Origin of the sequence: uncultured Sulfitobacter sp., assembly GCF_947502895.1 — a bacterium.
Classification (GTDB): Bacteria; Pseudomonadota; Alphaproteobacteria; order Rhodobacterales; family Rhodobacteraceae; genus Sulfitobacter.
On record NZ_CANNBM010000001.1, the window covers coordinates 1,006,903 to 1,032,017 of the forward strand.

General features: G+C 57.8%; 26 protein-coding genes. 11 read left to right on the plus strand and 15 right to left on the minus strand.

Annotated elements, in window-relative coordinates:
- The first annotated feature begins 91 nt into the window (after positions 1-91).
- From Q0903_RS05110 to Q0903_RS05145, 8 genes are all read left to right on the plus strand, one after another.
- Positions 92-1,039, plus strand: coding sequence for an ABC transporter permease (locus Q0903_RS05110; RefSeq protein WP_299025968.1), 948 nt, complete (start codon positions 92-94; stop codon positions 1,037-1,039).
- Entirely contained in the window at positions 1,036-1,851 is an 816-nt protein-coding gene (locus Q0903_RS05115) for an ABC transporter permease (protein WP_299025971.1), read from the plus strand. Before Q0903_RS05110 ends, Q0903_RS05115 begins: the two co-directional genes overlap by 4 nt.
- Complete coding sequence (locus Q0903_RS05120; protein WP_299413399.1) at positions 1,848-3,446, plus strand: dipeptide ABC transporter ATP-binding protein; 1,599 nt, start codon at positions 1,848-1,850, stop codon at positions 3,444-3,446. Before Q0903_RS05115 ends, Q0903_RS05120 begins: the two co-directional genes overlap by 4 nt.
- Complete coding sequence (locus tag Q0903_RS05125; RefSeq protein ID WP_299025977.1) at positions 3,443-3,793, plus strand: cupin domain-containing protein; 351 nt, start codon at positions 3,443-3,445, stop codon at positions 3,791-3,793. The genes Q0903_RS05120 and Q0903_RS05125 overlap by 4 nt, the downstream gene beginning before the upstream one ends.
- Positions 3,794-3,796: 3 nt before the next feature.
- Complete coding sequence (locus Q0903_RS05130; protein ID WP_299413402.1) at positions 3,797-4,786, plus strand: P1 family peptidase; 990 nt, start codon at positions 3,797-3,799, stop codon at positions 4,784-4,786.
- The gene (locus Q0903_RS05135) at positions 4,779-5,576 is read left to right on the plus strand and encodes an alpha/beta fold hydrolase (RefSeq protein ID WP_299413404.1); all 798 of its coding nucleotides are present in this window, start codon (positions 4,779-4,781) and stop codon (positions 5,574-5,576) included. Before Q0903_RS05130 ends, Q0903_RS05135 begins: the two co-directional genes overlap by 8 nt.
- Positions 5,576-6,952, plus strand: a complete 1,377-nt coding sequence (locus Q0903_RS05140; RefSeq protein ID WP_299413407.1) for a tetratricopeptide repeat protein — start codon at positions 5,576-5,578, stop codon at positions 6,950-6,952. The genes Q0903_RS05135 and Q0903_RS05140 overlap by 1 nt, the downstream gene beginning before the upstream one ends.
- A gap of 67 nt (positions 6,953-7,019) precedes the next feature.
- Positions 7,020-7,610: a DUF805 domain-containing protein gene (locus tag Q0903_RS05145; RefSeq protein WP_299413408.1), complete on the plus strand. Its 591-nt coding sequence runs from the start codon at positions 7,020-7,022 to the stop codon at positions 7,608-7,610.
- Between the two features lie 89 nt (positions 7,611-7,699).
- Here Q0903_RS05145 and Q0903_RS05150 read toward each other — a convergent pair whose 3' ends face one another.
- Positions 7,700-8,395: a fumarylacetoacetate hydrolase family protein gene (locus Q0903_RS05150; protein ID WP_299413411.1), complete on the minus strand. Its 696-nt coding sequence runs from the start codon at positions 8,393-8,395 to the stop codon at positions 7,700-7,702.
- A gap of 111 nt (positions 8,396-8,506) precedes the next feature.
- Positions 8,507-9,325, minus strand: a complete 819-nt coding sequence (locus Q0903_RS05155) for a sulfotransferase family protein (RefSeq protein WP_299025995.1) — start codon at positions 9,323-9,325, stop codon at positions 8,507-8,509.
- A 144-nt stretch (positions 9,326-9,469) separates the two neighbouring features.
- On the opposite strand from Q0903_RS05155, the gene Q0903_RS05160 reads away from it, so the two are divergent.
- Together Q0903_RS05160 and Q0903_RS05165 are read left to right on the plus strand one after the other, a co-directional pair.
- The gene (locus Q0903_RS05160) at positions 9,470-11,047 is read left to right on the plus strand and encodes a DUF5928 domain-containing protein (RefSeq protein ID WP_299413414.1); all 1,578 of its coding nucleotides are present in this window, start codon (positions 9,470-9,472) and stop codon (positions 11,045-11,047) included.
- Positions 11,048-11,058: 11 nt separating this feature from the next.
- On the plus strand, positions 11,059-11,439 hold the full coding sequence (locus tag Q0903_RS05165; protein WP_299026001.1) for a histidine triad nucleotide-binding protein: 381 nt from the start codon (positions 11,059-11,061) through the stop codon (positions 11,437-11,439).
- Positions 11,440-11,533: 94 nt separating this feature from the next.
- Here Q0903_RS05165 and Q0903_RS05170 read toward each other — a convergent pair whose 3' ends face one another.
- The 9 genes from Q0903_RS05170 to Q0903_RS05210 form a co-directional block, all read right to left on the minus strand.
- Positions 11,534-12,166 (minus strand): DUF1523 family protein, encoded by a 633-nt coding sequence (locus Q0903_RS05170; RefSeq protein ID WP_299413416.1) that lies wholly within the window; start codon positions 12,164-12,166, stop codon positions 11,534-11,536.
- 12 nt (positions 12,167-12,178) lie between these two features.
- Positions 12,179-12,445 (minus strand): hypothetical protein, encoded by a 267-nt coding sequence (locus Q0903_RS05175; protein WP_299026007.1) that lies wholly within the window; start codon positions 12,443-12,445, stop codon positions 12,179-12,181.
- Between the two features lie 3 nt (positions 12,446-12,448).
- Positions 12,449-13,819, minus strand: coding sequence for a DUF6638 family protein (locus tag Q0903_RS05180; protein ID WP_299413419.1), 1,371 nt, complete (start codon positions 13,817-13,819; stop codon positions 12,449-12,451).
- Complete coding sequence (locus Q0903_RS05185; protein WP_299413422.1) at positions 13,816-14,322, minus strand: hypothetical protein; 507 nt, start codon at positions 14,320-14,322, stop codon at positions 13,816-13,818. The genes Q0903_RS05180 and Q0903_RS05185 overlap by 4 nt, the downstream gene beginning before the upstream one ends.
- A complete protein-coding gene (locus tag Q0903_RS05190) occupies positions 14,319-16,253 on the minus strand; it encodes an ATP-binding protein (protein WP_299413424.1) in 1,935 nt (644 codons plus the stop codon). Before Q0903_RS05190 ends, Q0903_RS05185 begins: the two co-directional genes overlap by 4 nt.
- 92 nt (positions 16,254-16,345) lie before the next feature.
- Complete coding sequence (locus Q0903_RS05195) at positions 16,346-17,464, minus strand: hypothetical protein (protein WP_299413427.1); 1,119 nt, start codon at positions 17,462-17,464, stop codon at positions 16,346-16,348.
- Between the two features lie 9 nt (positions 17,465-17,473).
- Positions 17,474-17,680, minus strand: a complete 207-nt coding sequence (locus Q0903_RS05200; RefSeq protein ID WP_299413430.1) for a hypothetical protein — start codon at positions 17,678-17,680, stop codon at positions 17,474-17,476.
- Positions 17,681-18,757 carry a hypothetical protein gene (locus Q0903_RS05205; protein WP_299026024.1) on the minus strand — a complete coding sequence of 359 codons (1,077 nt, stop codon included), beginning with the start codon at positions 18,755-18,757 and terminating at the stop codon, positions 17,681-17,683.
- A 182-nt stretch (positions 18,758-18,939) separates the two neighbouring features.
- A complete protein-coding gene (locus Q0903_RS05210; protein WP_299026027.1) occupies positions 18,940-19,731 on the minus strand; it encodes an alpha/beta hydrolase in 792 nt (263 codons plus the stop codon).
- A gap of 81 nt (positions 19,732-19,812) precedes the next feature.
- Here Q0903_RS05210 and Q0903_RS05215 point away from each other — a divergent pair, with 81 nt between their 5' ends.
- A complete protein-coding gene (locus tag Q0903_RS05215; protein ID WP_299413433.1) occupies positions 19,813-21,285 on the plus strand; it encodes an NAD-dependent succinate-semialdehyde dehydrogenase in 1,473 nt (490 codons plus the stop codon).
- A gap of 99 nt (positions 21,286-21,384) precedes the next feature.
- Here the strand turns inward: Q0903_RS05215 and Q0903_RS05220 are convergent, their stop codons facing one another.
- From Q0903_RS05220 to glcF, 4 genes are all read right to left on the minus strand, one after another.
- Positions 21,385-22,113: a hypothetical protein gene (locus Q0903_RS05220; RefSeq protein WP_299413435.1), complete on the minus strand. Its 729-nt coding sequence runs from the start codon at positions 22,111-22,113 to the stop codon at positions 21,385-21,387.
- Between the two features lie 136 nt (positions 22,114-22,249).
- On the minus strand, positions 22,250-22,720 hold the full coding sequence (locus tag Q0903_RS05225; protein ID WP_299026035.1) for an Hsp20 family protein: 471 nt from the start codon (positions 22,718-22,720) through the stop codon (positions 22,250-22,252).
- Between the two features lie 138 nt (positions 22,721-22,858).
- Positions 22,859-23,662, minus strand: a complete 804-nt coding sequence (locus Q0903_RS05230; protein ID WP_299026038.1) for a trypsin-like serine protease — start codon at positions 23,660-23,662, stop codon at positions 22,859-22,861.
- Between the two features lie 87 nt (positions 23,663-23,749).
- Positions 23,750-25,114, minus strand: coding sequence for a glycolate oxidase subunit GlcF (gene glcF, locus Q0903_RS05235; protein ID WP_299413438.1), 1,365 nt, complete (start codon positions 25,112-25,114; stop codon positions 23,750-23,752).
- Position 25,115 lies beyond the last annotated feature (1 nt).

Consider the following 25,115-nt stretch of genomic DNA (forward strand, 5'->3'; position numbering starts at 1 on the left):
GAACCATCCGGCGGCCAAACGCGTTGGAGGGCGCTCAGGACCGCACAAATCGCGCTGGACCAGCGCCCCCCTTGCGCCTACGCTGGCGGCGATGTGGCACTATACGCTCAAACGTCTGCTCTCTTTGATCATCAGCCTTGCAGTCGCATCGCTGGTGATTTTTGTCGTGATCGAAATCGCCCCCGGTGATCCGGCTTCCTTCATGCTGGGAATAAACGCCCAGCCCGAAACGCTGGCCGCCCTGCGCAATGAATTGGGTCTCGACCAGTCCAAGACCCAGCGCTATTTCAGTTGGGTTACAGGCATGCTTCAGGGTGATTTCGGCACCTCCTACACCTACCGCACACCTGTGGCTGATATGGTGGCGCAACGGCTTTGGGTGTCGCTGCCATTGGCGCTTTATGCGCTAACCTTGTCCACGCTTATCGCCTTTCCTGCAGGCATTTACGCAGCCGCACGGCGCGGACGTGCTGGCGATACGGCGGTAATGGGAGCCACGCAGCTGGGTGTTGCCATCCCGAATTTCTGGTTTGCCATGATGCTGGTATTGGTTTTTGCGATCAATCTGCGCTGGTTCTCTGCAGGCGGTTTTGTCGGCTGGGACAAGGGGGTGCTGGCAGGCTTGCACGCGCTGACCCTGCCTGCCATTGCACTTGCGCTGCCACAGGCCGCGATCCTTGCACGGGTCATGCGCTCGTCCCTGCTGGATGTTCTGAGCGAGGACTACATGCGCACTGCCCGCGCCAAAGGCCTCAGCCCGCGGCAAGCACTGTGGCGTCACGGATTGCGCAACGCGATGATCCCTGTCCTGACAATCATCGGTCTGCAATTTTCATTCCTTCTGGCGGGCGGGATCATCATCGAGCAGGTCTTCTACCTCCCCGGTCTTGGCCGCCTGATTTTTCAATCCATCTCGGCCCGCGACCTGATTGTGGTGGAGAGCGTGACGATGCTGCTGGTCTTTGCCGTTATCTTTGTGAACTTTTGCGTTGATCTTGCCTATGCGGCCGTCGATCCGCGCCTGCGGGGCCGCGCATGACCCGCAACCTGATCCTTGGTGGTATCCTCTCGGCAGTGTTCCTGACGGCGGCGCTGATTTCTTTTGTCTGGACGCCTTTCGATCACGCCAGCATGAGCATCCCCGACCGTCTGCAAGCCCCCAACATGATCCACCTGCTGGGCACCGATCACTTTGGCCGTGACATCCTGAGCCTGATTATGGTGGGGGCGCGCACCTCCATCGCGGTGGCGCTGGTGGCCGTTGGCATCGGCATGGGCCTTGGTATCCCGTTGGGCTTGTGGGCGGCGGCACGGCGCGGCAGCCTGATCGACGAAGTGATCATGCGCGGCAACGATCTGGTCTTTGCCTTTCCCAGCCTTGTGATCGCGATCCTTATCACAGCCGTTTTTGGGGCGGGCGCAGTGAACGCCATCATCGCCATCGGCATCTTCAACATCCCTGTCTTTGCCCGCATCACCCGTGGTGCTGCCCTGTCGCTGTGGGAGCGGGAGTTCATCCTCGCCGCGCGCGTGGCGGGTAAATCCAGCCTGCGTATCTCGGGCGAGCACATTCTACCCAACATCACCAACCTGCTGATCGTCCAAGGCACGATCCAGTTCTCCCTCGGAATTCTGGCCGAGGCGGGGCTGAGCTATGTAGGCCTTGGCGCGCAGCCGCCGACACCCTCATGGGGCAGGATGCTGGCAGACGCACAAACAATGGTCAGCATCGCGCCGCATATGGCGCTGATGCCAGGCTGTGCGATCATTCTGACGGTGCTGGGCCTTAACCTGATGGGCGACGGGCTGCGCGACTTTCTTGATCCGCGGTTGCGCAGGCTGCGCACATGAGCCTGCTGCATCTCCATGATCTACACCTGAGCATCCACAGCTTTGACATTCTCAAGGGCGTGACGCTGCGCATCGACGCGGGCGAGATTGTCGCCATCACAGGCGAGAGCGGGTCAGGCAAATCCATGACCGCCCTTGCCGCGATGCAACTGCTGCCGGTGGGCGCACAAACACGCGGACAGATCATGCTGGACGGCACCGATCTCGCCACGCTGAGCGAAACAGACCTGTGCGCTCTGCGCGGCAACGACATCGGAATGGTGTTCCAAGAGCCGATGACCGCCCTGAACCCCGTCAAAAGCATCGGGGATCAGGTGGCCGAAACAATCCTGATCCATGAAAAGACCACACGCAGCGATGCGCGCACGCGTGCGGCCCAAACGCTGGAGCGGGTCGGCCTGCCACAATCGCAGTTTCCGCTTTCGCGCTTTCCACACGAGCTGTCGGGCGGGCAGCGCCAGCGCGTGGTGATCGCCATGGCCATCGCCCTGCGGCCCCGCCTGCTGATCGCAGATGAGCCGACGACGGCGCTGGATGTGACAACCCAAGCACAAATACTCGACCTGCTGACCAAACTCGCGCGTGAGGACGGGATGGGCCTGATGATGATTACCCATGATCTGGCCGTGGTGGCGGATATGGCCGACCGTATCATCGTCATGCGCCACGGCGAAATCGTCGAGCAAGGCGCCACGCAAACCTTGCTGCGTGACATGCAGCACCCCTATACAAAGATGTTGTTTGCCGCCTCGGCTCACCGCGTCACCCTGCCTGACGTGAGCGCGGATGCACCACTGTTGGAGGTGTCAGGCGTCAGCCGCGACTACCGCACACCACGCAAAACGCTGTTTGGCAAAACCGGAACATTCCGCGCCGTGAACAACATCAGCTTTTCGCTAAACAGGGGCGAGCGTTTGGGCCTTGTGGGTGAAAGCGGCTGTGGCAAATCCACCCTCACCCGCGCGCTACTGGGCTTGGAAGCGGTGCAGGAAGGCACGATCACACTGGGCGGCGAGCCCGTGTTTACGGGCAACAAACCCAACCTAGCCGTGCGTCGCCGCATTCAGGTGGTGTTCCAAGATCCCTTCGGCAGCTTCAACCCTCGCCACCGCGTTGCCCGCCAGATTACCGAGCCCTTCCACCTGCTCGACACCCCTCCCACAGGTGCCGCACGCAAACGCGCCATTGACGAGGCGCTGGTTGCCGTAGGCCTGACACCCCAAGACGCCGATAAATACATCCATGAGTTTTCAGGCGGCCAGCGCCAGCGTATCGCCATTGCACGCGCGCTGATCATCCGCCCTGACCTGATTGTCTTTGACGAGGCGGTCAGCGCACTGGATGTCTCGGTACGCGCCCAGATTCTCGATCTGCTGGCCGATCTGTGCCGCGCCTATGATCTGGGCTATCTGTTTATCAGCCATGACCTGAGTGTGGTGCGCACGATCACCGACCGCGTGCTGGTCATGAAATCCGGCCAGATTGTTGAAGAAGGTGCGACCGAGCGCGTCTTTTCCGACCCCAAACACAGCTATACCAAATCCCTCATCGCAGCCGCCCCTGTGCTGCCCGATCTCAAAGGTGCCACCGCATGAAAACGATCAATCTTCTGGACAAGCTCAATCAATTCTCAACCCACTGGGACCCGCATGTGGTGGCCGACTATAACGACAACGACGTGATGGTGGCCAAATTCTCGGGGGAGTTTCCGTTTCACCTGCACGAAGATACCGATGATTTTTTCTATGTGCTGCAAGGGGAGTTTACGATGGACCTCGAGAACGAGAGCCATACCGTCAAAGCAGGAGAGATGTTCATTGTGCCCAAAGGCGTCACCCACCGCCCGCGTGCAATCAAGGAATGTCACGTTATCCTGATTGAGCCCAAAGGCACCCCCAACACCGGCGATGCCGAGACAGCCAGCGCCAAGCCAAGGATTTAAACCATGCAAGCGGGACCCACCAACAGCCTTTGCGATATTGCGGGCCTGCGTGTCGGCAATGCGCAGGACGTAGCCTTGAAATCAGGCACCACTGTTGTGGTGGGCGATGCGCCCTTCGTTGCCTCTGTCGCCGTCATGGGCGGTGCCCCGGGCACGCGCGAGACTGATTTGCTGGCCCCCGACAAATCAGTGGCGGCCGTCGATGCACTGGTGTTGTCGGGCGGTTCCGCCTACGGGCTGGACGCATGCTCGGGCGTGGTGGACGGACTGCGCCGCGACGGGCGCGGGTTTCGCATCGGGCCTGCGCAAATCCCGCTGGTACCTGGGGCGATCCTGTTTGATCTGCTGAACGGTGGCGAAAAAGACTGGCAAGAGAACCCTTATCGCGCGCTGGGGCTGGCCGCCTATGACGCAGCACAAGCGCAGTTCGAGATTGGTAGCGTCGGCGCGGGCACAGGTGCGCTGACAGCCATGCTCAAGGGCGGGCTAGGTACTGCATCGCTCACCCTGCCTGATGGCAGCACGGTTGCCGCATTGGTCGCGGCCAATCCCGTGGGGGCTGTCACCACACCCGGTGACAGGCATTTCTACGCCGCGCCATTCGAGATGGAAGAGGAGTTTGGCGGCCTTGGCCCTGACCCTGCCAGCGGTCTGGGCCTCAGCCGTGAGAGCCGCAAGATGAATGCAATGTCAGCACGCGCCAATACCACCATCGCCATTGTCGCTACCGATGCAACGCTGACCAAAGCCGAATGTCACCGTGTCGCCACAGCCGCTCATGACGGCATCGCCCGCGCCTGCTTGCCGGCCCATACCCCCATGGACGGTGATCTGGTGTTCGCCCTGACAACCGGCGCGAAGCCCGCGGCTGATGTGTTGATGACGGGCCATGCTGCCGCCCTGTGCCTCAGCCGCGCCATAGCGCGCGCTGTCTATCATGCTACACCTGCGCAGGGCGATATCATGCCCTGCTGGAAGGATACCAATGCCTGACCTGCACATCGGTGATGTCACGCTTCACTACGCCCAAGAGGGCGTCGGACCACCCCTGTTACTGATCGCAGGGATGATAAGCGACGGGGCAAGCTGGGCCCCGCTACTGCCTTTGCTAGAGCCGCATTTTACCGTAATCCGTCCCGATATGCGCACGACAGGTCAGACAACACCTTGGAACGCGCCCGCCTCCATCCCCCTATTCGCGCAAGATTGCGCAGCCCTGCTGGCGCATTTGGGCCTTGGCCCTGCACATGTCATGGGCCATTCACTGGGCGGTATGATCGGGTGGGAGCTGGCGCGGGCATATCCTGCGCAGGTCCGCAGCCTGACCCTTGCCGCCTCTGCCCCTCTGCGGCTGGAGCGGAACGTAGCCCTGTTCAAAACCCTCGCGGCAATACGCACCAGCAATGCCGCGCCTGACGTCTGGCTGCGCGCGTTGTTTCCATGGCTATTCGCGCCCGCACTATTCGAGGCGGAAGGCGCTATTGAACAGGCAGTCGCCGCTGCGCTGGCATATCCCTTTGCGCAAACACCGCAAGCCATGGCGCACCAGATTGCCGCCCTCGACGGCTATGCGCCCGATGCCACCGCACCACCGACCTGCCCCATACAATCTTTGCTGGCGCAGGACGATCTGATTATGCCAGCCGCGCTTGCCCAGACCGTTCTGGGCGAAGTTCAGACACATATGGTTCCGCATGCGGGCCATTCAATTCATTGGGACGCGCCCGATGCCGTGGCTGCCCACTTGATCCGCTTTACCTCCCACCAAAAGGAGCCTTCCTGATGCACACCGATCTTTACGGCCTGCCCGTCACAGTGCAGCGCGATGATACGTTGCAAGGTATCAATGACTTCATCCATGGGTTTCTCAGCTATCATCCCAAAGCCACCCATATTATCGGCGCTGCCGATGCTGCACCCGAGTGCGCGTTGGCCAATGCCTATGCCGCGATGCTGTGGATGTTTCTGGAAGCGCCAGTAGCGCCACAAAAAGCAGCGCCCTATCTGGAACGCGCGCAAGCAGCACGCGGCGGCGTAACCCGACGCGAAGGGCTGATCATCGACGCCGTCGCTGCATGGACGCAGGGTGACGTGCCAGAGCTGCTGGCGCTCTGTGACCAGATCACCACCGATCACCCGCGCGACATGTCAGTCCTAAAGCTGGCGCAATATCACCTGTTTAATCTGGGCGATGCGGCGGGGATGCTGCGCATGGCGCTCAAGGCGCTGCCAACAGCCGAAGATATCGCGTATGCCCACGGCATGATCGCCTTTGGCTATGAGCAATGCCACCTGCTGGACCGCGCCGAGGCGGCAGCGCGTCACGCAATATCGCTGCAACCCGACGAAGCATGGTCGCACCACGCAATTGCCCACGTCATGCTGACGCAGGGCCGCGTCGCCGAAGGGGCCGCATTTATGGAAAGCGTGGCCGAGACATGGGGCCAGCTCAACAGCTTTATGCGCAGCCATAACTGGTGGCATCTGGCGTTGTTTTACCTGAGCCTCGGGCGGCATGACGATGTACGCCGCGCTTATGACACGCATGTCTGGGGGCTGGCCAAAGACTATTCACAAGATCAGGTCGGTGCGACATCGCTGCTGGCGCGGATGGAATTTGCGGGTGTTGACGTCGGCGAGCGGTGGGCCGATGTGGCGGATTATGTCGCATTGCGCGGGGCCGATACAGTTAATCCGTTCCTGACGCTGCAATATCTCTATGCGCTGGCGCGGACCAAGCGGAGCGAGGCAGATAACTTGATGCAAGCCATTCGCGACCGTGCAGAGGACACCCGCCAGCATGACCACATCGCATGGCGCGAGGTGGCGCTGCCTGCTGCAACGGGGATCATGGCGCATGCCAAGGGCGACTGGCCCACCGCGATCAGCGACATGGCACGCGCACTGCCGCGCATGTCGGAATGTGGCGGCAGTCATGCGCAGCGTGATCTGTTCGAGCAGATACATCTGGACGCACTGGTGCAAGACGGCCGTGCCTCGGCAGCGCAACAAGTGCTGGAAATGCGGCGCACCTACGATCCGGACGGCGTGCCGCTGAACCTGATGCTGGGCGAGGTCTATGCCAAATCAGGCCTGCCCGTTCTGGCAGAAGAAGCCCGCGCGCGCGCGGCACAAACCCTGTCACAACACAGCAGTTGAGCAGCGTTGCAGCAGGGCATCTGGACCGCTAGGCTGGAGCAATTGAACAAAAAGGGATTGACCAGACATGAGCACAGATTGGTATTACGCCGTTGAAGGAAATTCACACGGACCTGTCAGCGCACAAGAGTTTGAAGAACTGATTGCCGTTGGAACCATAAGGGGCGATACGTTGGTCTGGCAGGAAGGCATGGACGACTGGCTGCCCTACCGTCGGGCGAACACGGGGACCGGTGCAATGCCCCCACCCGACCGCATGCCATCGAGTAACGCCAGCGATCCCGCACGCGGTGACGCCAACACCTTTCCCGGAGCGTTGAAAGACGGCTTGGCGCGGTATGTCGATTTCAAGACCCGCTCGACCCGCTCACAGTTCTGGTGGTGGGTGCTTTGGTCGATAATTTTCAGCATCGGTTCTGCGATGATCGACAGCGCGATCGGTGCGGGCGATAGCGGGCCGGTAGGATTGTTGGTTTCACTGGCGCTGTTCCTGCCCTCCCTTGCGGTGGCAATCCGGCGTTTGCATGACATCGGGCGCACAGGCTGGTGGTATCTGCTGGTCTTTATACCCATTGTAGGATGGATTGTTTTGATCGTCTTCTACTGCACCAAAACAGAAGAGACGCCAAACCAATGGGGCATGCCACCCAACAGGTGAGCCCGCGGCAAAGGGTGTCAGGGGGCCAGCCCCCTTGGCCCCGAAGGGCCAATTCCCCCGGAGGATTTAAGGCCAAGAAAAATAGAAAGTCAGGCGCGCGGGCCGATTGTGACCTCAAGCTCTGCTATGCCGTCCACGCCGCCTGTAATCACATCACCTGCGGTAACGGATGCAACACCTGCGGGTGTCCCTGTCATCACCAGATCACCGGGCGCGAGGGTCATACCTTGGCTCAGGGTGGCGATGTGGTCGGAGACGGACCAGATCAGATCGGCGATGTCGGCGTTCTGACGGATATCACCGTTCACAGCCAGCCAGATGCGCCCATTGGTCAGGCTTGGCACCTGTGCGATCGGCTTGAGCGGAGCGATAGGCGCCGAAAGGTCGAATGCTTTGGACCAGTCCCAAGGGCGGCGGGTCTGCTTGGCCTCGGCCTGTAGATCGCGGCGGGTCAGGTCAATGCCGACAGAGGCACCCCAGATGTGGGCCGCGACGTCTTCGGGCGCAATGTTGGAGCCACCTTTGCCTATCGCGATCACCAACTCGATCTCGTGATGCAGGTCGTTGGTAAGTGTCGGGTAGGGCAACGTGCAGGGCGTATCGCAGGCTGCATCGGCTGGCTTGGTGAAGAAAAACGGTGGCTCCCGATCGGGATCATTGCCCATTTCGCGCGCGTGGGCCTCGTAATTCCGGCCAACGCAAAAAATTCGGCGCACGGGAAAGCGCGCTTTGCTGCCCTGCACCGCAAGACTGGCTTGGGGTGGGGTCGGGATAACATATTCCATAGTCAGGAACCTTTCAGGCCAAAGCGATCACCGGATGTTTCGCGCACGAAACAACCTGCTAAATTTTAACCAAAATATTAGTCATTTGGTAAGGGTGGTTGCACAGTCGGGTCAGTCCCCCAGCTTTGCATGCACCTCGTCCAGATCAATCTCGCCTATGGGCATTTTGTTTGCGGGGTTTTCAAAGTCGTATTTGAACAGGTTAAAATCACGTTTGTAGATTTCATAAACCAGATGCATCGAGAGGTCGTCGAAGTAATCCTCGACCGGATGGGCGCGCTTGGGGCCGTGACCTTCGCTCTCGTTAAAGCGGGGGATGGTGGTCAGATCAATCGCATTGGGTGTCTCGATAGCGTCCAGCACATCGCGCATCCCGTCATTGAAACTCTCGGTCCAGACGATTTTGTCGTACGTGCCGCCGTTTACGATAAAGGTGCTAACGTGGCCAGACATGGCCGACCAGTGAATGTCGGGGTCCATCGGGCGGCGCCAGCGAATGGTATCGCGCGCAAACAGCAAGAAGCGGCGGAAGCTGGCGATCTGGTCAAATTCCTGCTTGCCGTCGGGGCCACCAACCTCGATCCCGTATTTTTGCACCAAAAGTGGCACTAAATTGCCACGGTACCGTTTGCCGTTACGCTGGATGCCACAGATTTTATCGAAGAAGGAGCTGAGGATGCGGGTGTAGGGATTGCGCACACAGGTAAAGGCGTACGAGCTGTGATTTTGCACATTTCGTGCAATCGCATCCTGACTGCCATCAAGCGCCCATTTGTGCATTCCGCCCTTAGCATCATGGATATCGCCATCAAAAAAGGCCCCATGATCAGAGTAATACATGATTTGCCCAATGGTCGAACAGGCGCATTTGGGCACCACACGGTACACCACGCTCTCACTCTCGGTCATCCAAGTTCCCGGGAAACCCATGCCGCGCTACTCCTGCTCAAACTGCTTGTGCCGCCTCTTGGGACGGCTTTTGATCTACAAAAGCAAATAATTGCTGTTTATTCAATGAGTGTTCACGATTATCTATGTAAACAATCGAGTATATTTACGGTGAATGGTTCCTGAATGGCAAAAATTGCCTATATCCTTCTGTGTCACAAAGACCCGGACGCCATCATCAAGCAGGCGGAACGGTTGACTGCTGTGGGCGACTATATGTCGATCCATTTTGACGCGAGCGCGGATCCGGCACAATACAAGGCCATTCGCAAAGCACTGGATAACAACCCCAACGTCACATTCGCCGCCAAACGGATCAAGTGCGGATGGGGGGAATGGTCGCTGGTGCAGGCCACTTTGCACGCGGTAGAATCCGCCGTCGACGCCTTTCCGCGCGCGACACATTTCTACATGTTGTCAGGCGATTGCATGGCGATCAAGTCAGCCGAATACACCCATCACTTTCTTGATAACAACGATGCGGATTTCATCGAGAGTTTCGACTATTTCGAGAGCGACTGGATCAAGACAGGCTGGACAGAAGAGCGGCTGATCTATCGCCACTGGTTCAACGAGCGGACGCAGAAAAAGCTGTTTTATGCGATGTTCAACTTCCAGAAACGCTTTGGCCTGACGCGGGAAATTCCTGCGGATATTCAGGTACAGATCGGTAGCCAGTGGTGGTGCCTGCGCCGCCAGACCATCGAATGGATACTGGATTTCTGCAAAAAACGCCGTGATGTGATCCGGTTTTTCCGCACCACATGGATACCGGACGAGACGTTTTTTCAGACCCTCGTGCGCCATATGGTACCCGAAGACCAGATTCGCGGGCGCACTCTGACGTTTTTGATGTTCACCGACTACGGGATGCCAGTGACATTCTATAACGACCACTATGACCTTCTGCTCAGTCAGGACTATCTGTTCGCGCGCAAGATCAGCCCCGATGCACAGGACCTCAAGCGCCGTCTCGGCCTGCTCTATGCCGCTCAGGGCGTGCGGTTCCAGATTAGCAACGAAGGACGCAGCCTGTTCAAGTTCCTCACCGGTCGTGGCCGCATCGGGCGGCGGTTTTCGACACGGTTCTGGGAGACGGAGAGCACGCTGGGCCGTGAGCGTGAACTGCTGATTGTTGTGTGCAAGAAGTGGCACGTGGCCAAACGGGTGCTGGAACGTATTCGCCAGACCACAAACGTGCCTGCCATCGAATATGTGTTCAACGAAGAGGACACGCCCCTGCCCGCGCTTGGCGGAATTGAGAAAACGCTGGGCAAACGGACGCGCCACCGTCGCGCCCTGATGCGGATGCTGTTTGATTACTTTGAGACGGACCGCCTGATCGTCTGCATGGACCCCAGCAATCTGGACCTGCTTGAAGATTTCGCCGCCGACCGCTCTGTCACCAAGATACTCGAAATTGATTGCACCTTCACAGAGGATTACCTGATCGGCCATGCCATGCGCGTAGGGCTTGCAGGCGAGCAAACCTCGCAAGAGACGTTGGACCGTCTGTTGCCTACCATCCGCAATGATATGATCTTCGAGAGCGACGCCATCCGCGATGCGCAGTTCGAGAACCACAGCCGGATGCGCGAAAGCGCCTCGGCGCAGGAAAACGCCGATGAGTTGGCAAAGTTTCTGGGCATCAGTGGCGATAAAGCGCAAGAGATTGCCAGCACCGATTACCTGTTTGCCGACTGAGGAGTTTGCCCGTGACCTACGCCTATGATGACCAGAATATCTTTGCCAAAATCTTGCGCGGTGAAATTCCCAATACCACTGTCCTAGAGACGGAACACACGCTCGCGTTCCGCGATCTGTATCCGCAGGCGCCTACCCATGTGCTGGTGATCCCCAAAGGTCCGTATGTCAGCTATGACCATTTCGCGGCCAGTGCCTCGGACGCGGAGATCGTCGATTACACACGCGCCATCGGCGAGGTGTGCCGCATGGAAGGTGTCACGCTGGAGGCGGGCGACGGCTTTCGTATGATTAGCAACGCGGGCGAGCATGGGGTACAAGAAGTGCCACATCTGCATGTACACATTCTGGGCGGTCGGCGCATGGGGCGGATGGTTCAGCCCGCCAGTTGACAGACAAAGTACGAAGACAGCGGCGGGATGCGGAATTCTCCGCAATTCCCACCCAAATTTTTAAATGATTTGACGCACTCTCGCGCGAAGGCGCTTATGACTTTTTGCGCCACGACCCCAGCCAACTGGTAACCGCGCCGGACGCATCGGCCAGATCATCTTCGATCGCTTCCATCGTGGGATCAATCCGCGCCTTGCGGAACCGCCGCCAGCGCACCCAAATGCCGTAAGTCACTGCTGCAAACAGGGTCAGGATAATGATATTCAGCCAAGGAATACCCTTGGACGCATCAGGCCCGTCTACTTCGCGCACGGAGATCGCGTTGGGGAAAATCGTCAAAAACTCGTTGCGCCAGCCGTAGTGTTTGATCGCCACATAACGGGCGTTCTCCTCGGTGGAGCGGAACTCCCCTGCCTCTGCTTGCAGATTGGACGTGTCGAATTTGAAGTAAGGCGGCCAGCCCCAGCCCGTATCTTCGTTGCGGTAGACCATCACATCGCCGCCCACGCGCCGCGTCTGGATGAAAAAGACATCACGGTTCATCAAAGTGCCGTCTGTGCCTGTATCCGCCTGCGCCCAAAAGATAGAGTTCTCGCCAAAATCCTGACGCTTCTCGTAGGTGTCGGTAATCCGCACAATATCGGTCTGCGGCAGCGTGTAATGGAATACAGCAGCTACCAGCACCCAGACGGTTATCCAGAACGTCCAACGGATAAGACCAAACATGTACGACCCCTCTCAGGCAAAATTCGTAAGATAGATGACCACTGACACAAGGATCACAGGAATAACATAGACAGACAGGATCAATTTGCGACGCAGCGACTTGTCATAGTCTTCAAGACCCTCTTCCAAAAACGCCTCCAGCGGCTGGTCCTGTGGGCCCTCATGCCATTCCGCACGCAGCTTGCCCTTGCGCACTGCGCGCGAATAGAGCGACAGGCAGACATAAATCACTGTCAGTACGATAAACCCAATGACCATCAAGCGGGCGAGTGCAGCCATGTCCTATCTCCTCTTTACGGCGCCCCAGGGCCCGACCGCTTTGATGCGATCCTGTGGCAATGGCGGCGGCTTTTTACGTTTACGCGGCAGCGGCGGTATTTCCAATGCGGGTTCATGGCCAAACAGCGCATCGCGCACGCCTGCCTTGTCCATAAGGTACTCGCGCTCCAGAAAATCGGCAACATAGGCCTTTTTCGCATCGGGCCAAGCCGCGTAGGTGCTGTAGAACAGGTCTTTGTGGCAGATGAACAGCTGGCGGATGTCTTTGGGCGCAAGCTCGGCCAGCAGCATGTTCACCAGTTCCGCATCAGGGGTATCCGCTGCGCGCAGGGTATAGAAATAAACCGGATCGGCGCTGTCGATATTGGGGAAGGCGCCGCCGTTCTCGGCCCAGTTCACCAGCTGCCCCAGCGTGTGGAATTCCGGCGGTAGTTTATCGCTATGATCACGCGCAAGGCGGCGCAGGTCCCCGCGGGACAGTCCCGTCAAATCCACCCCCTGATCCGCCACCGCGTCAATCAGGATAAAGTCCATCTTCTGCCGCAGGATCGCAGCCGATTTGATGCCCCGCGCCTCCAGTATCGTCTGCGTCAGGCCATTAAGCTGGAAGAACTGCGCGATACGGTTGCGCTGCGCGCCGTCAAATACGTACTTCAGCGGCAGACCGTCCAGCCCCGCCTTACCCGCAGGAGCAATCGCCGCAGGATGGGCCACATCCTGAAAGACATACAGCCCGCCAAAATGCGCCGTCCAGAAATTGCGCTGATCAAATGACATGACCTTGAGCTTGACCGGATTGCGCACCACATCGCCGGTCTTGCCTGCAATCTCGATCATCTGCGAAATCAGCACATCGTCGTACCAGCCATTTTCCGTATCGCGAAACTGGTCGACCATCTCGGCCAGACGGGCGGCTTCCTTGACCGTGCCGCCCGTGGTATCTGCATCGATCGTGATCCGACGAATATCAAACAGCCGCGCGGGCGAGGTGACGTCATAGACCGAGTTCACCAACTCCCCCGCCACAGCGTCCTTGGCCGTCAACGCAAACAGCGCCGCCTCGTTTTCTTCGATAAAGTCCTGCAAGATCGCCTTGGAGGTCGAGAATTTGGTGTTGAGCAAAGGCGACATACGCTGCTCGACGCTCAGCAAGATAAACTGACGGTTCACGCCCTTGTGGTTGAGGTAGAGTGGGTCGTTAAGCTCGTCGCCAATCTCGGGCGAGTAGCCAGAGATGTCGATGTAGAAATCGGTAAGCTTCGTGCGCTTGCCCGTTAGATGATGCAGCGCACGGTTATACCGCTCCACCAAGGCGGGCGAATGAACGTGAAAGAGATTGCCGAACATCAAGCCGGCGCGGATGAGGCGGTTCATAGAAATTTATCTTCCAGTGATATTAGGTCTTCCTTCAAGCGATCCCATTCCCGCTTTAAAATGCGCTGACTTACATCGTTAATGTCAGTTGATAAATTTGAAATCCCCTCATCCTTAGAAAAGGCTGCTATCCCTTGAGATAAGTAGCCATCCAATTCTGCAAAGTCGGGATCATTTGGATTCATGAGAAGTCTAATTCTCGTAGTGGCTCCGATCAGATTCATCCACTGATCGTCACGCTCCTCACTTGAAAAAACTTGTGAACAATACTCGACAAGAGCATCTCGGAGGTCATTTATCCAAGCTTGTCTAAATTCAACTAATATCCGTTCTCTTTCTAAATCTCGTTCAATCCGCCTCTCTGCCAACGACTTCCTCTCAGATGAGCGGTTTGTTAGCGCTGTCACCAAGAGAGTGAGCATCGGAATCGCGATCACAACCAACGTCAATTGGTGACTAGCAATGAACTGCTCTAAGGCCTCTAAAAGTGCGAGAGTGTTCAACTGCCGCCCCCCAAATACCGCTTCTTAGCCTCTTCATTGCGCCCAAAGTCGCGGACCATATTCTCAATCGCCACCTCATCCGACTTGTCGGCATAGCGGAATTCGGAATCCGCATAGCGGTTGATCTCCTGCACCACCATATCCACCGTGATGGGCTGGCGCATGTCTTCGATCATCGCTTTCTTGGTGTCGTAGTCTTTGAACAGGAACAGGTCGGGCTGCTCCATCCATTCGTCGGGCAGTTCGAAATCCATCGCGCGGACTTTTACCGCGTCGGTGATGTTCTTGATCGCGCGGCCTGTGAAGCGGGGGTCGGCCTCTTGGATCGCCTTTAGATACGTGCCCAGTTTGTTGATCGTGTCCAGCGCGCCAATCTGGGATTGCACGGCGTTATAAACCTCCAACAGTCCCGCCTCATGCGGTTTCGCGTGGCCTGCAAACGATGCCGCAACGGCCTTTTTGATCGCCTGCGCCTCGAACACCTCGTGATCGCCCAGCGGGATGTCGTGGTTCTTGCCCATCAGCAGATAAAGGATGTCGACGTAATCCTCCCGCGTCTGCGGCCCATCAACAAGGAAGCGTGCGCCCGCACGCTGGCGCAGGGCATCGTCCACATTCTCGGGGTAGTTCGAGAACATGCCAAAGGTGCAGTTGCCGCGCACAACCGTATTGGCCCCTGCAAAACTCTCCATCAACACGGCCGTAATCTCCAACTGCCCCGCAGAGGATTGGCGGTCGCCGCGTTTGCCCGCAAGCTGGTCAATATCGTCAATAGTGCCAAAGCCGATGACACTGGGATCGATGATATTGTTGATAAACGACTTGGCGTTCTGGCCTGATTTGCCCTGATAGCTGTCAATGTTGTCGGTGCTGAGGTTCTGATAACGGAAAGGATAGCCCGCATTGCCGCAATACTCGGAGATCAGCCCCGCCATCATCTGGATGAGGGTCGTTTTCCCCGTGCCTGGTGCCCCATCCCCCATGAAGGTAAAGATAAAGCCACCCAAATCGGCAAAGGGGTTGAGGCGGCGGTCAAAGTCATAAGCCATCAGCATCTTGGCCAGCTTCATTGACTGGTATTTAGCGATATGGTTGCCCACCACTTCATTCGGTTTCTTGAACGTCATGGTCAGCGTGCTTGATTTCGCCGCCGACGCCGGACTGAACCCGCTCACGGTGAAATCATCTGCCTCCACATGCCATGTAGCGGCGGTAAAGGCCTCCAGGCGTGGCGCGGTCGCAGCGCGCAAGCCGACTTTTTCCATCAGACTTTCAGCAAAGGCACTTACCGTAGCCACCAACCGTGCATCGTCCGCAGCATGTGCAGCAATATCCTGATCCAGTTCCCATAGCGCACCATGCAGTGCGGTCTGGCCATTGTCGGTCAGTACCTCCTCCACATCGCCCACCTCAACGGTGGTCTCGGACAGATGTGCTGACAAAAGATACGCCACCGCATTGCCGAATACATAGAGCGTGACCAAAGCCTCCGCCGCCAGCAGCTCACCAAACTCGGCCTTGCGCGCAGCTGGCACAGACCCCTCAAGATTGGCACGCTTTAGATCGCCCAATCCCGATTGTTCCGCAAAATTCTCGGCCACAGCCAACGCAATTGCAATCGCACGCCGCACCGCGTGCAGGACGCTGGCCTGCAACGGCGACATCAATGCATCATCGCCGTCCGCCCCCTCAACCCGCGCGATCAATTGCACCGCGCCCGACGGCACCCGCCGCTGCGTCACCAACCCCGGCGTGGTTGACCGGAAACGACGCCGCGTCCCAATCCCGCTAGAGCGTTCAGCAGCAGGTTCCCCCGCGGCCTTACCAATACGCGGTGCATGGTCAAACCCTTCAATCAGCGACTGAGCCATAGCAACATGGCTGGCAATATCTTCTTCACGAAGCTCCATCTGGTCTGACGTCTGGCTCACAAAAACATCCTCTCAAATCCAAAACCGGCCTCTATTTTTTCTGGCCAAAAATACTCTAGTGCGACGCGCGCCCCACGCACGAACGGCTGCGTTCAATACTGCAACACGCGCCCGCCAGCGCTGACAACAAACTTGCGCACACCGCTGAATCCCGGCGGGTTATGCTCCTCTAGCACCTGATAGGGGCGTTGGGGCAGGATGATGCTGCGCTGGGTACGGGTCGCCCCCATATCAGGCAGACCGCCGCCCATCGGATCCAACGCAAAAATCTCACGCTCCACCGTCGAAAACCAACCAGATTTTTCCTCTATTACACGGTCCGAGACCAGCTCTTCCTCAGTCCAGACCATGGCCCAGTCTTGTCCCTCGGGCGCTTTGGCCTCCGCGAGCACATCACGCAGCGGGCCGTTCTGGCGGGTATACGCGTGGCTGTACATCGGCCCAAGGTGGAAGCGGCGCAGGCGTTTGGGGTGCAGATCATCGAAATCCTCATCGAACCCGCGCGCAATTGTCACCAGTTTTAGGCCACCAAGCGCCTGCGCGCTCAGATGCGCCTGTACTTCGGGCCAGCGGCGGGTATCGCGCGGTAACGCTTCGCGCCCGGAATCTTCCAACTCCATCATATAGATGACTGGCAGGTTCACCTGACTGTCATAGGTCGCCCAATGCAGGCGGTATTTGCGGCGATCCACAACGTCGCCCATATACTCTGCCTGTGGATCGTTGCGCACCCAAAACAAATGCCCTTTCAACAACTCTTCGTAATAGAGCCGCTGTGACAGGCTGAATTGCAGTTTTGTCGGCAGCGTCCGATCGCTCAGGATCGCCTGGACCATCTGATCCTTGTGCGCCTCGACGCTGGGCATCGCGGCCAGATGGGTCTGTGCCTGCTGGGCGTCATTGGCCATGGTCATCAATTCAGCAGCCACGGGAAACCCGCTGTCGCGCCCGTCCACGGTGAGCGAGCCAAAGAAGCGTCCCGTCTCGCGGCCCACCAACAGATACTTCCAGCTCAGCGCCTGAAACGTATTGGTCAGATGCACAGCGTAGCCTGCAAGGATACTCACCTCATCGCGTGTTAACTGCCGTTCGGCCTCCATCACACCCGCCACACGCAGCATGTGTTGCATGATGCCTTGGAACTTGGCGAAGTACCGGCGGCTGGCGAAGGTATCTTTCAGGTCATAGTGGTTGGCGGTCGGGTCAGTCATGCAAAATTCTCAACTTGAATCTCCCCAAGGCCCCATACCAGAGCGATCTGCACCAGACTGCCAGTCTGCCAAACGGAAAAGCCCGATGACTATACAGGTGACGCCTGAAACGAATGCCCACCATGGCCAGATCATCGCGATAGCCAGCCAGACAATGACGGCACCAAAAGCAATCATAAGCAGATTATTTTTCAGAACAGATGGCATGCGCGCCATCTACTCTCCATACGCATTGCTGTCATGCTTTTCGATGATCTTGGCAAAGCGGCGCGCGAACCGCTCGTCTGCCTTGGCCTTCTGCTCCAGCACGTCACGGGCGAATACCATGTGATCCTCATGCTTTTCCATCATCTCGGCCATACGCGCGTTCGTGGCAGAGCCGATGCCCGCCATGGCCGACTGTGCCTCTTGATCCGTTTTCACACCGATCTCGTTGATGCGGTGGGCCACATCCTGCTGCTGTGCAGTTTTCAACGATTTGGTCAGCGCATCATAGAGAACCACACGCTGCTTGGTGTCGGTTTGCAGCTTGTTGATCAGCACCATCTGCGTTGCCGCCTGATTCTGCAGGCTGTCCACCCAGGTTTTGCCCTTGTCGATATACCGCTCCAACGTCTGGCTCTTGGCGAGTTTTACCTGCTCCTCCTGCACCATTGCGTTGTATCTGCTGTTGGCTTCGGCCAGCTTGCTCTCCAATGCGGTACGCTTGGCGGCATCCATCTCGGAGGCAATCGCGTTTTCCAGTTTAATAATTTCCGGATCCATGTTCCCGATGTCCGTGCGCAGGGATTCAAGCTCGGATACGGTCATTTCACGATCATTGAGCGTATCGGTGAGGTTGCCCTCCACCTTGACCTTCTGCTCCTCCAGCACTGCCAATTGCCCTTCGAGCAACTGCACAATCGTGTCGGATTTTGCGATGAGATCCTGCAATTTGTCATCAATGCTGGCACTACGCACACGTTCCTGCCGCATGCTGTCAGCCTTCGCAGACGAGAAGATGCCAATTACGCTTTCCCAACCGGTCTTTGACCGCATCTCGTCGAAATCGCGGCTGAACCCTGCGGTCACGTCATCCAAACCCATAATCAGCTCGGCAATGTTGGCATTCATCGTCTCTGTGTGGGCATGCACATCCTCAAGCGAGGCGTTTTCGATATCTATTTCAGCCGCCTCACCCGCAGCCAGTTTCGCCCGTGCCGTTTCAATCCTGCTGGTCAATTCAGCAATTTTACCCTGTGCCTCAGCGACCTGAGCTTGGGATTCGCGAACTTGCGCGTCAAGATTTGCCATTAAATGCTCCGTTTTAATAAGTCTTATCATCAATATAGGGTATGTGAAGGCAATTTACATCCCCCTCGCACTACTTGAAGCCGAGTTTGACAAAACACCGCGCCAAAAGAAAGGCTGAACACCGTGCGCCGTAAAATGACCTTTTTACATCACTTGCCGCAGGAAGCGGAATTTTTGGGGCTCTACTTCAACCCCAAAAGCGCCTTGACCATTGCGCTGTCGGGATCGCCCAATGCGTCTATCACATCAAAGTGGTGTTTGCCCGGCTCGACGATGCGCCGCGCGCCCCATGTACGGGACAACTGCTCGGCTTGATCCAGAAATGCGGGGCGTTCATCTGCCCCGACCCAGATGGTCAAATCCAATCCGTGGGGTGGAGGCATGTTAACAGGGCTTTCCGCCTGCGCCTCGGCAGCGTCCAGCCGCAGCACTTCATTCATGCTGGTGTCCATCAGCGGGACCAAATCGGCCACAGGCGAGATCGAGACGATCTGTTTGATCCTGCCCCGCAGCTCTGACGGCAGGATCAACGGATCGGTCATGCGGCATACCAGATGTCCCCCTGCGGAATGGCCAGCAAGCGCGAGAGGCCCAAAAGTACGGTCGGCAATGCGCGTTACAGCTGCAGCGATCTGGCGCGTGATATCGCCGATACGCACATCAGGGCACAGGTCATAGCTGGGCATGGCAACACCCCAACCCCGTGCCAGCGCACCCGCCGCCAGATGCGACCAGACACTTGCATCAAACGCTTTCCAATATCCGCCATGTACAAAAATCATCGTCCCCCGCGATACGCCTTCGGGTTGGAACATATCGAAGACTTGCCGTGGCGACGGCCCATAGGACACGCCCTGCTGCGCCCGCGCGCCCAGCGCCTCCCGAAAGGCCAACGCCTCTTGCGCCCAGCGGGGGGGATAGGCATCCGCGCCATCGATATAAGCCGCGTTCGCATAAGCATCATCCAGCTTCATCGCATGGATCCTTTCAATGTGATCTGGACAATCATACCCAGAGTTGGTTTGGGTTCCCAGACGAATTCAAGGAGAATGTTCATGACTGCGCAGGCAACCGACCTTAAATCCCTTCTCAAAGACCCCAGCCTGCTGGAAACCCGCGCCTACATTGGTGGCAAATGGGTGGACGGTGAAGATGGCACCTTTGATGTGACCAACCCCGCACGTGGCGATGTGGTGGCAAAAGTCGCCAACCTAAGCCGTGCGCAAGTGGCAGGCGCCATCGCGCAGGCCGAGACCGCGCAAAAGGAATGGGCCAGCTGGACAGGTAAAGAGCGCGCTGGCGTCCTGCGCAAATGGTTTGATCTGATGATGGAAAATCAGGACGATCTAGGTGCGATCCTGACGGCCGAACAAGGCAAACCGCTGGCCGAGGCCAAAGGCGAAGTTGCCTATGGCGCATCCTTCATCGAGTTTTTCGGTGAGCAGGCCAAGCGCGTCTACGGCGAGACGATCCCCGGCCACCAGCGCGACAAACGTATCACCGTGATCAAGCAACCCATAGGCGTTGCTGCATCTATCACGCCATGGAATTTTCCCAACGCGATGATTACCCGCAAAGCAGCACCTGCGTTGGCCGCCGGCTGTTCTTTCGTGGCGCGCCCGGCCGCCGAAACCCCCCTGAGCGCGATCGTTATGGGCGTGCTGGCTGAACGTGCGGGCATCCCCGCTGGCGTATTCAACGTGGTGCCATCGTCCTCCTCTTCCGCTGTGGGCAAGGAATTCTGCGAAAACCCGGCCGTGCGCAAACTCACCTTCACAGGTTCAACCGAAGTGGGGCGCATCCTGATGAAACAAGCCGCCGATCAAGTCATGAAATGCTCAATGGAGTTGGGCGGCAACGCGCCGTTTATTGTATTTGATGACGCTGATCTGGATGCCGCTGTCGAGGGCGCAATCCTGTGCAAATTCCGCAACAACGGCCAGACCTGTGTATGTGCAAACCGGATTTATGTGCAGGCGGGCGTTTATGACGCTTTTGCAGCCAAACTGGTTGCAGCTGTCGAAAAACTCAAGGTCGGGGACGGATTTGAGGAAGGCGTGGCGCTTGGCCCGCTCATCAACCCCGCTGCGGGTGAAAAGGTGAAAGAACATATTGACGATGCCACGTCCAAAGGCGCTACAATCGTGCTTGGCTCGAACGGCGCAATGGACGGGAACTTCCTCGCTCCGACGATTATGACTGGGGTCACTCAGGATATGCAGGTTGCACAGGAAGAGACGTTCGGCCCCCTTGCACCGCTGTTCAAATTCACCGACGAAGATGAAGTTATTGCCATGGCGAACGACACGATCTTTGGTCTGGCCAGCTATTTCTACGCCAAAGACCTCAGCCGCGTATACAAGGTAGCCGAAGCGCTGGAATACGGGATCGTCGGCGTAAACACAGGCCTGATCTCGACCGAAGTCGCCCCCTTTGGCGGCGTCAAGCAGTCGGGCCTTGGCCGCGAGGGCAGCCACCACGGCATCGAGGACTATCTGGAAATGAAATACATCTGTATGTCCGTCTAAGACAGATCCGCGCGGCGGTACCTTTTGCCGCCGCGCACCTACATCTTGGCACGGTACCTAGGTGCTGTGGCGGGCAATCAACTGCCGCACCCACAATAGCTAGGGGAACGCCTGCGCCATCTGCGCATCGAACTTTGCCCATGTCATACTGGCCTTGTTACCTGCGTGACCGTGGTAGTGCGAACGTCCGGTATCGTTCGGCAAACCAGCCCATATCTTGGCCAGATTATTCATAAATGCGCGACGGGTAATCTTGCCTGCTTGGATGTCGTGATACCCTGCTTCGGCCAATAGAACATCCGCCAACTGGTCTTGCAGACGTGGCGAAAACCGTTGCTGCGGTGAGGCCCCTATCTTGCGTGCAACACGCCGCAGGGTGGGCGGGATAAACTGGTATCTGCCGATGGCATGTGGCTGGTTCGGGGTATCGTCGATCCACTTATAAATCTCGCCAAGCGTCATCTGCGTCGGCCTGCGCGGCGGCTTGATCCGTGCGCCATGCTGCACGGCATCATACCCATCGCGCCGCGATTCTGCCTGTTCGATGATCTGGCGCACCACCTCAACTGGTGTACCACCCAAGGTTCTGCCTGTTGCCACCGCCATTGCAGGCTCTGCTTTGGGGCGGCTGGCAAACAGGCTGGCCCCTTCACGCCCTATGAACAGGCTGGACGGTTCGGCTGCCTCCGACCTGCCTAAAGGGGTGGCGGGGATAAAGACCGCCCCGCGTGTGCTGCCTGTCTCGAATAACGAAATTGCGCCTGCATACAGGCTTGTTGCTGCAAAAAGGCCGCAGATTGCGCCTGCGCACCATGACCAACTGACCATCAAATCCTCCTGTGTCACCGTGGTATGAACACGATGACAGCCACAGGTTGATATTTGGTTTTCCAAAGCACCTTTTCACAAACGAAAGGGTCCGGCGCATTCCTGCGCCAGACCTCTGTTCAGACTACTGTTAGAGTCAGTTTACCGATTTGGCGTCTACGACATCCTTACCAATCCGCGCCGCATCAGATGCGATCTGGATCTGACGCGGTTTCAACGCATCGGGCACCTGCCGCTCCATCTCGATGTGCAGCATACCGTCGGCATGGGCAGCACCCGTGACCACCACATGATCGGCGAGATGAAAGCGCCGCTCGAACGCTCGGGTGGCGATGCCACGGTGCAGATAGGTCTTGTCGGTATCCTCATCCGCTTTTCGGGCTGATACGATCAGGGACTTTTCGCGCACCTCAACGCTTAGATCAGCCTCGGAAAAACCCGCAACCGCAATAGAAATGCGATAAGCGTCATCCTCCAGCTTTTCGATGTTATAGGGCGGATAGCTTGGCTGGCTCGTCTCGGCGGTCAGCACACGGTCCATCAGGCTGGCGATCTGGTCGAACCCGACTGTGGAGCGGTAAAGCGGTGCAAAATCAAAGTTACGCATATGTATATCCTCATCATTGAGCGATTGTCATGTTCGGGCCTTCCACCATTGGACAGACCCGACGTGTCATTCACCAGAACCCTGTATAGGCGTCCTGATGAGAATAATGTGGGGATTGGTTTTAGCGTTTCAAGGGGGCTAGGGGCGGACGAATTTCGCGCCTGTATCTACCTTTTCATCGCCCACGCGCACGCGACGGCTTTCGGGTGTTGAACCCAGATATATGGCGCGTCCTGCCACCAGTTCGGCCTGCAACTCGGCTAAGGGCTGGCCCAACGCGGTGCCTAGTGACACTTCCTCGCCGCGCACTTCGGCCTTGGCGGATACAACTGATACGATCTGCGCCTGTCCGTTCTCGATAACAAAAATCGGCGCACCGCTGGAACCGAAATCAACAGAACAAGAGGTAATCAGTACGCCGTCCTGACGGGCTAGCACCGCGCATACCTCCTGCAAGGAGGGTGCCTCGGCACGGTCCAGTGCATAGCTGACAACACCGACACGGTCGCCTTTGCGCGGGCGCGCAGCCGTCTTGAATGGTTTGATGGATGTATTGCGGATAGGCTGCGACAGCTCAAGCAGCGCCAGATCATTGCGCACACGCTCCGAAGACAGAACCTCGTCAAAACGATACTCAGGGTGCACCACAACACGCGCTACATCACGGTAAGCCCCCGCACGACCATTGCGCCAGCCTGCCAAAAATTCGATATGGCCTTCATCAATGCGCTGACCCGTATCACTGTCGAACATGCAGTGTGCAGCCGTCAGCACCAGTTTGGGTGCAATCAACGCCCCTGTGCAGAACCCTTTGCCATTAATGTCCAGTCGCCCGACCGCTTCCCACGCCTTGGCGTCGTCCCCGTTATCAAGACGCTTTAATCCTGCATCCTGCGCGACTGCGCCGGAGGTGAGGAACAGCCCTACAACAGTCAAAGCCATCCATCGCCGCAAACCGGATTCCCCCCGCACCAAAACACACGCCCCTCGCGATACGCGGCACATGTGGCAAAATTAGGGCAAAGCCCGTTAGCGCAAGCGCGGAATGTCGTCTTTCGGCGCTCTTTCGCCGTCCAGCGCGGGTGGTTTTGGCCCACCCCAGGCCCAATCCAACAACTCAATCGAGTGGACAATCGGCACAGAGGCGGCAGAGCCAATCTGCATCATGCACCCGATATTGCCCGCCGCTATGATATCGGGGTTCTTGGCCTCCAGCGTCTTGACCTTCCGCTCTTTCAACTGCGCCGAGATTTCGGGCTGCATCAGATTATAGGTTCCCGCAGAGCCACAGCACAGGTGCGAATCCGCAGGCTCGACAATGGTGAAACCTGCCTTTTTTAGTAGCGTTTTGGGGTGGGTCTTGATCTGTTGGCCATGCTGCAACGAACAGGCCGCGTGATAGGCCACAACAGTACCTGCCTGCGGGCGCGGCGTTTTGTCCACGCGCTCCCATGCAGGATCAGCTTGCCAATCGTCTTTGGTCAGCTCCACCACCACCTCCGAGACGTCGCGCGCGATGCCCGCAACCCGCGCCGCATCCGCCGCCAGATCGGTATGACGGAACATATGCCCGTAGTCTTTTACAGTAGTGCCACAACCGGATGTATTAATCACAATCGCATCAAGCCCGCCTGCATCCATTTCCCGCGCCCAAGCGCGGATATTCTTGCCTGCTGTCTCATGGCTCTCGGCGGTTTTGCCCATGTGGTGGGTCAGCGCCCCACAGCATCCCGCCCCTTCGGCAACGACCACCTCGGCGCCCAACCGCGTCAGCAGGCGAATGGTGGCATCGTTGATGTCAGTATTCAGCGCCTTTTGCGCACAACCTGTCATCAACGCCACGCGCATACGCTTTGGGGCCACTGGCGCAAATGTCTGCGGGTCGTCATTGCGGCTGACCGGCGGGATCACCTTTGGCGCCATCTGCAACATAGCACGTAGGCGGGCATCGGGCATCAACCGCGCAAACGGGCGGCCCAGCTTTGCCCCCAACAGCGCCACACGAAACCGCATTGGATACGGCAAGATCTGCGCCAGAATCCAGCGCAGCGCACGGTCACCCCACGGGCGTTTGTACTTTTGCTCGATATAATCGCGCGCGTGATCAACGAGATGCATGTAATGCACCCCTGACGGGCAGGTGGACATACAGGCAAGACAGCTAAGACAGCGGTCAATATGCTTGACGGTTTTCTCGTCAGGTACGCGCTCGTTCTCAAGCATATCCTTGATCAGGTAAATGCGGCCACGCGGGCTGTCCAACTCATCGCCCAACACCTGATAGGTGGGACAGGTCGCCGTGCAAAAGCCGCAGTGCACACAAGCACGCAAAATCTCGTTGGCGCGCGCAGTACCGGGATCTGTTAGCTGTTCTTCGGTGAATGTCGTTTGCATA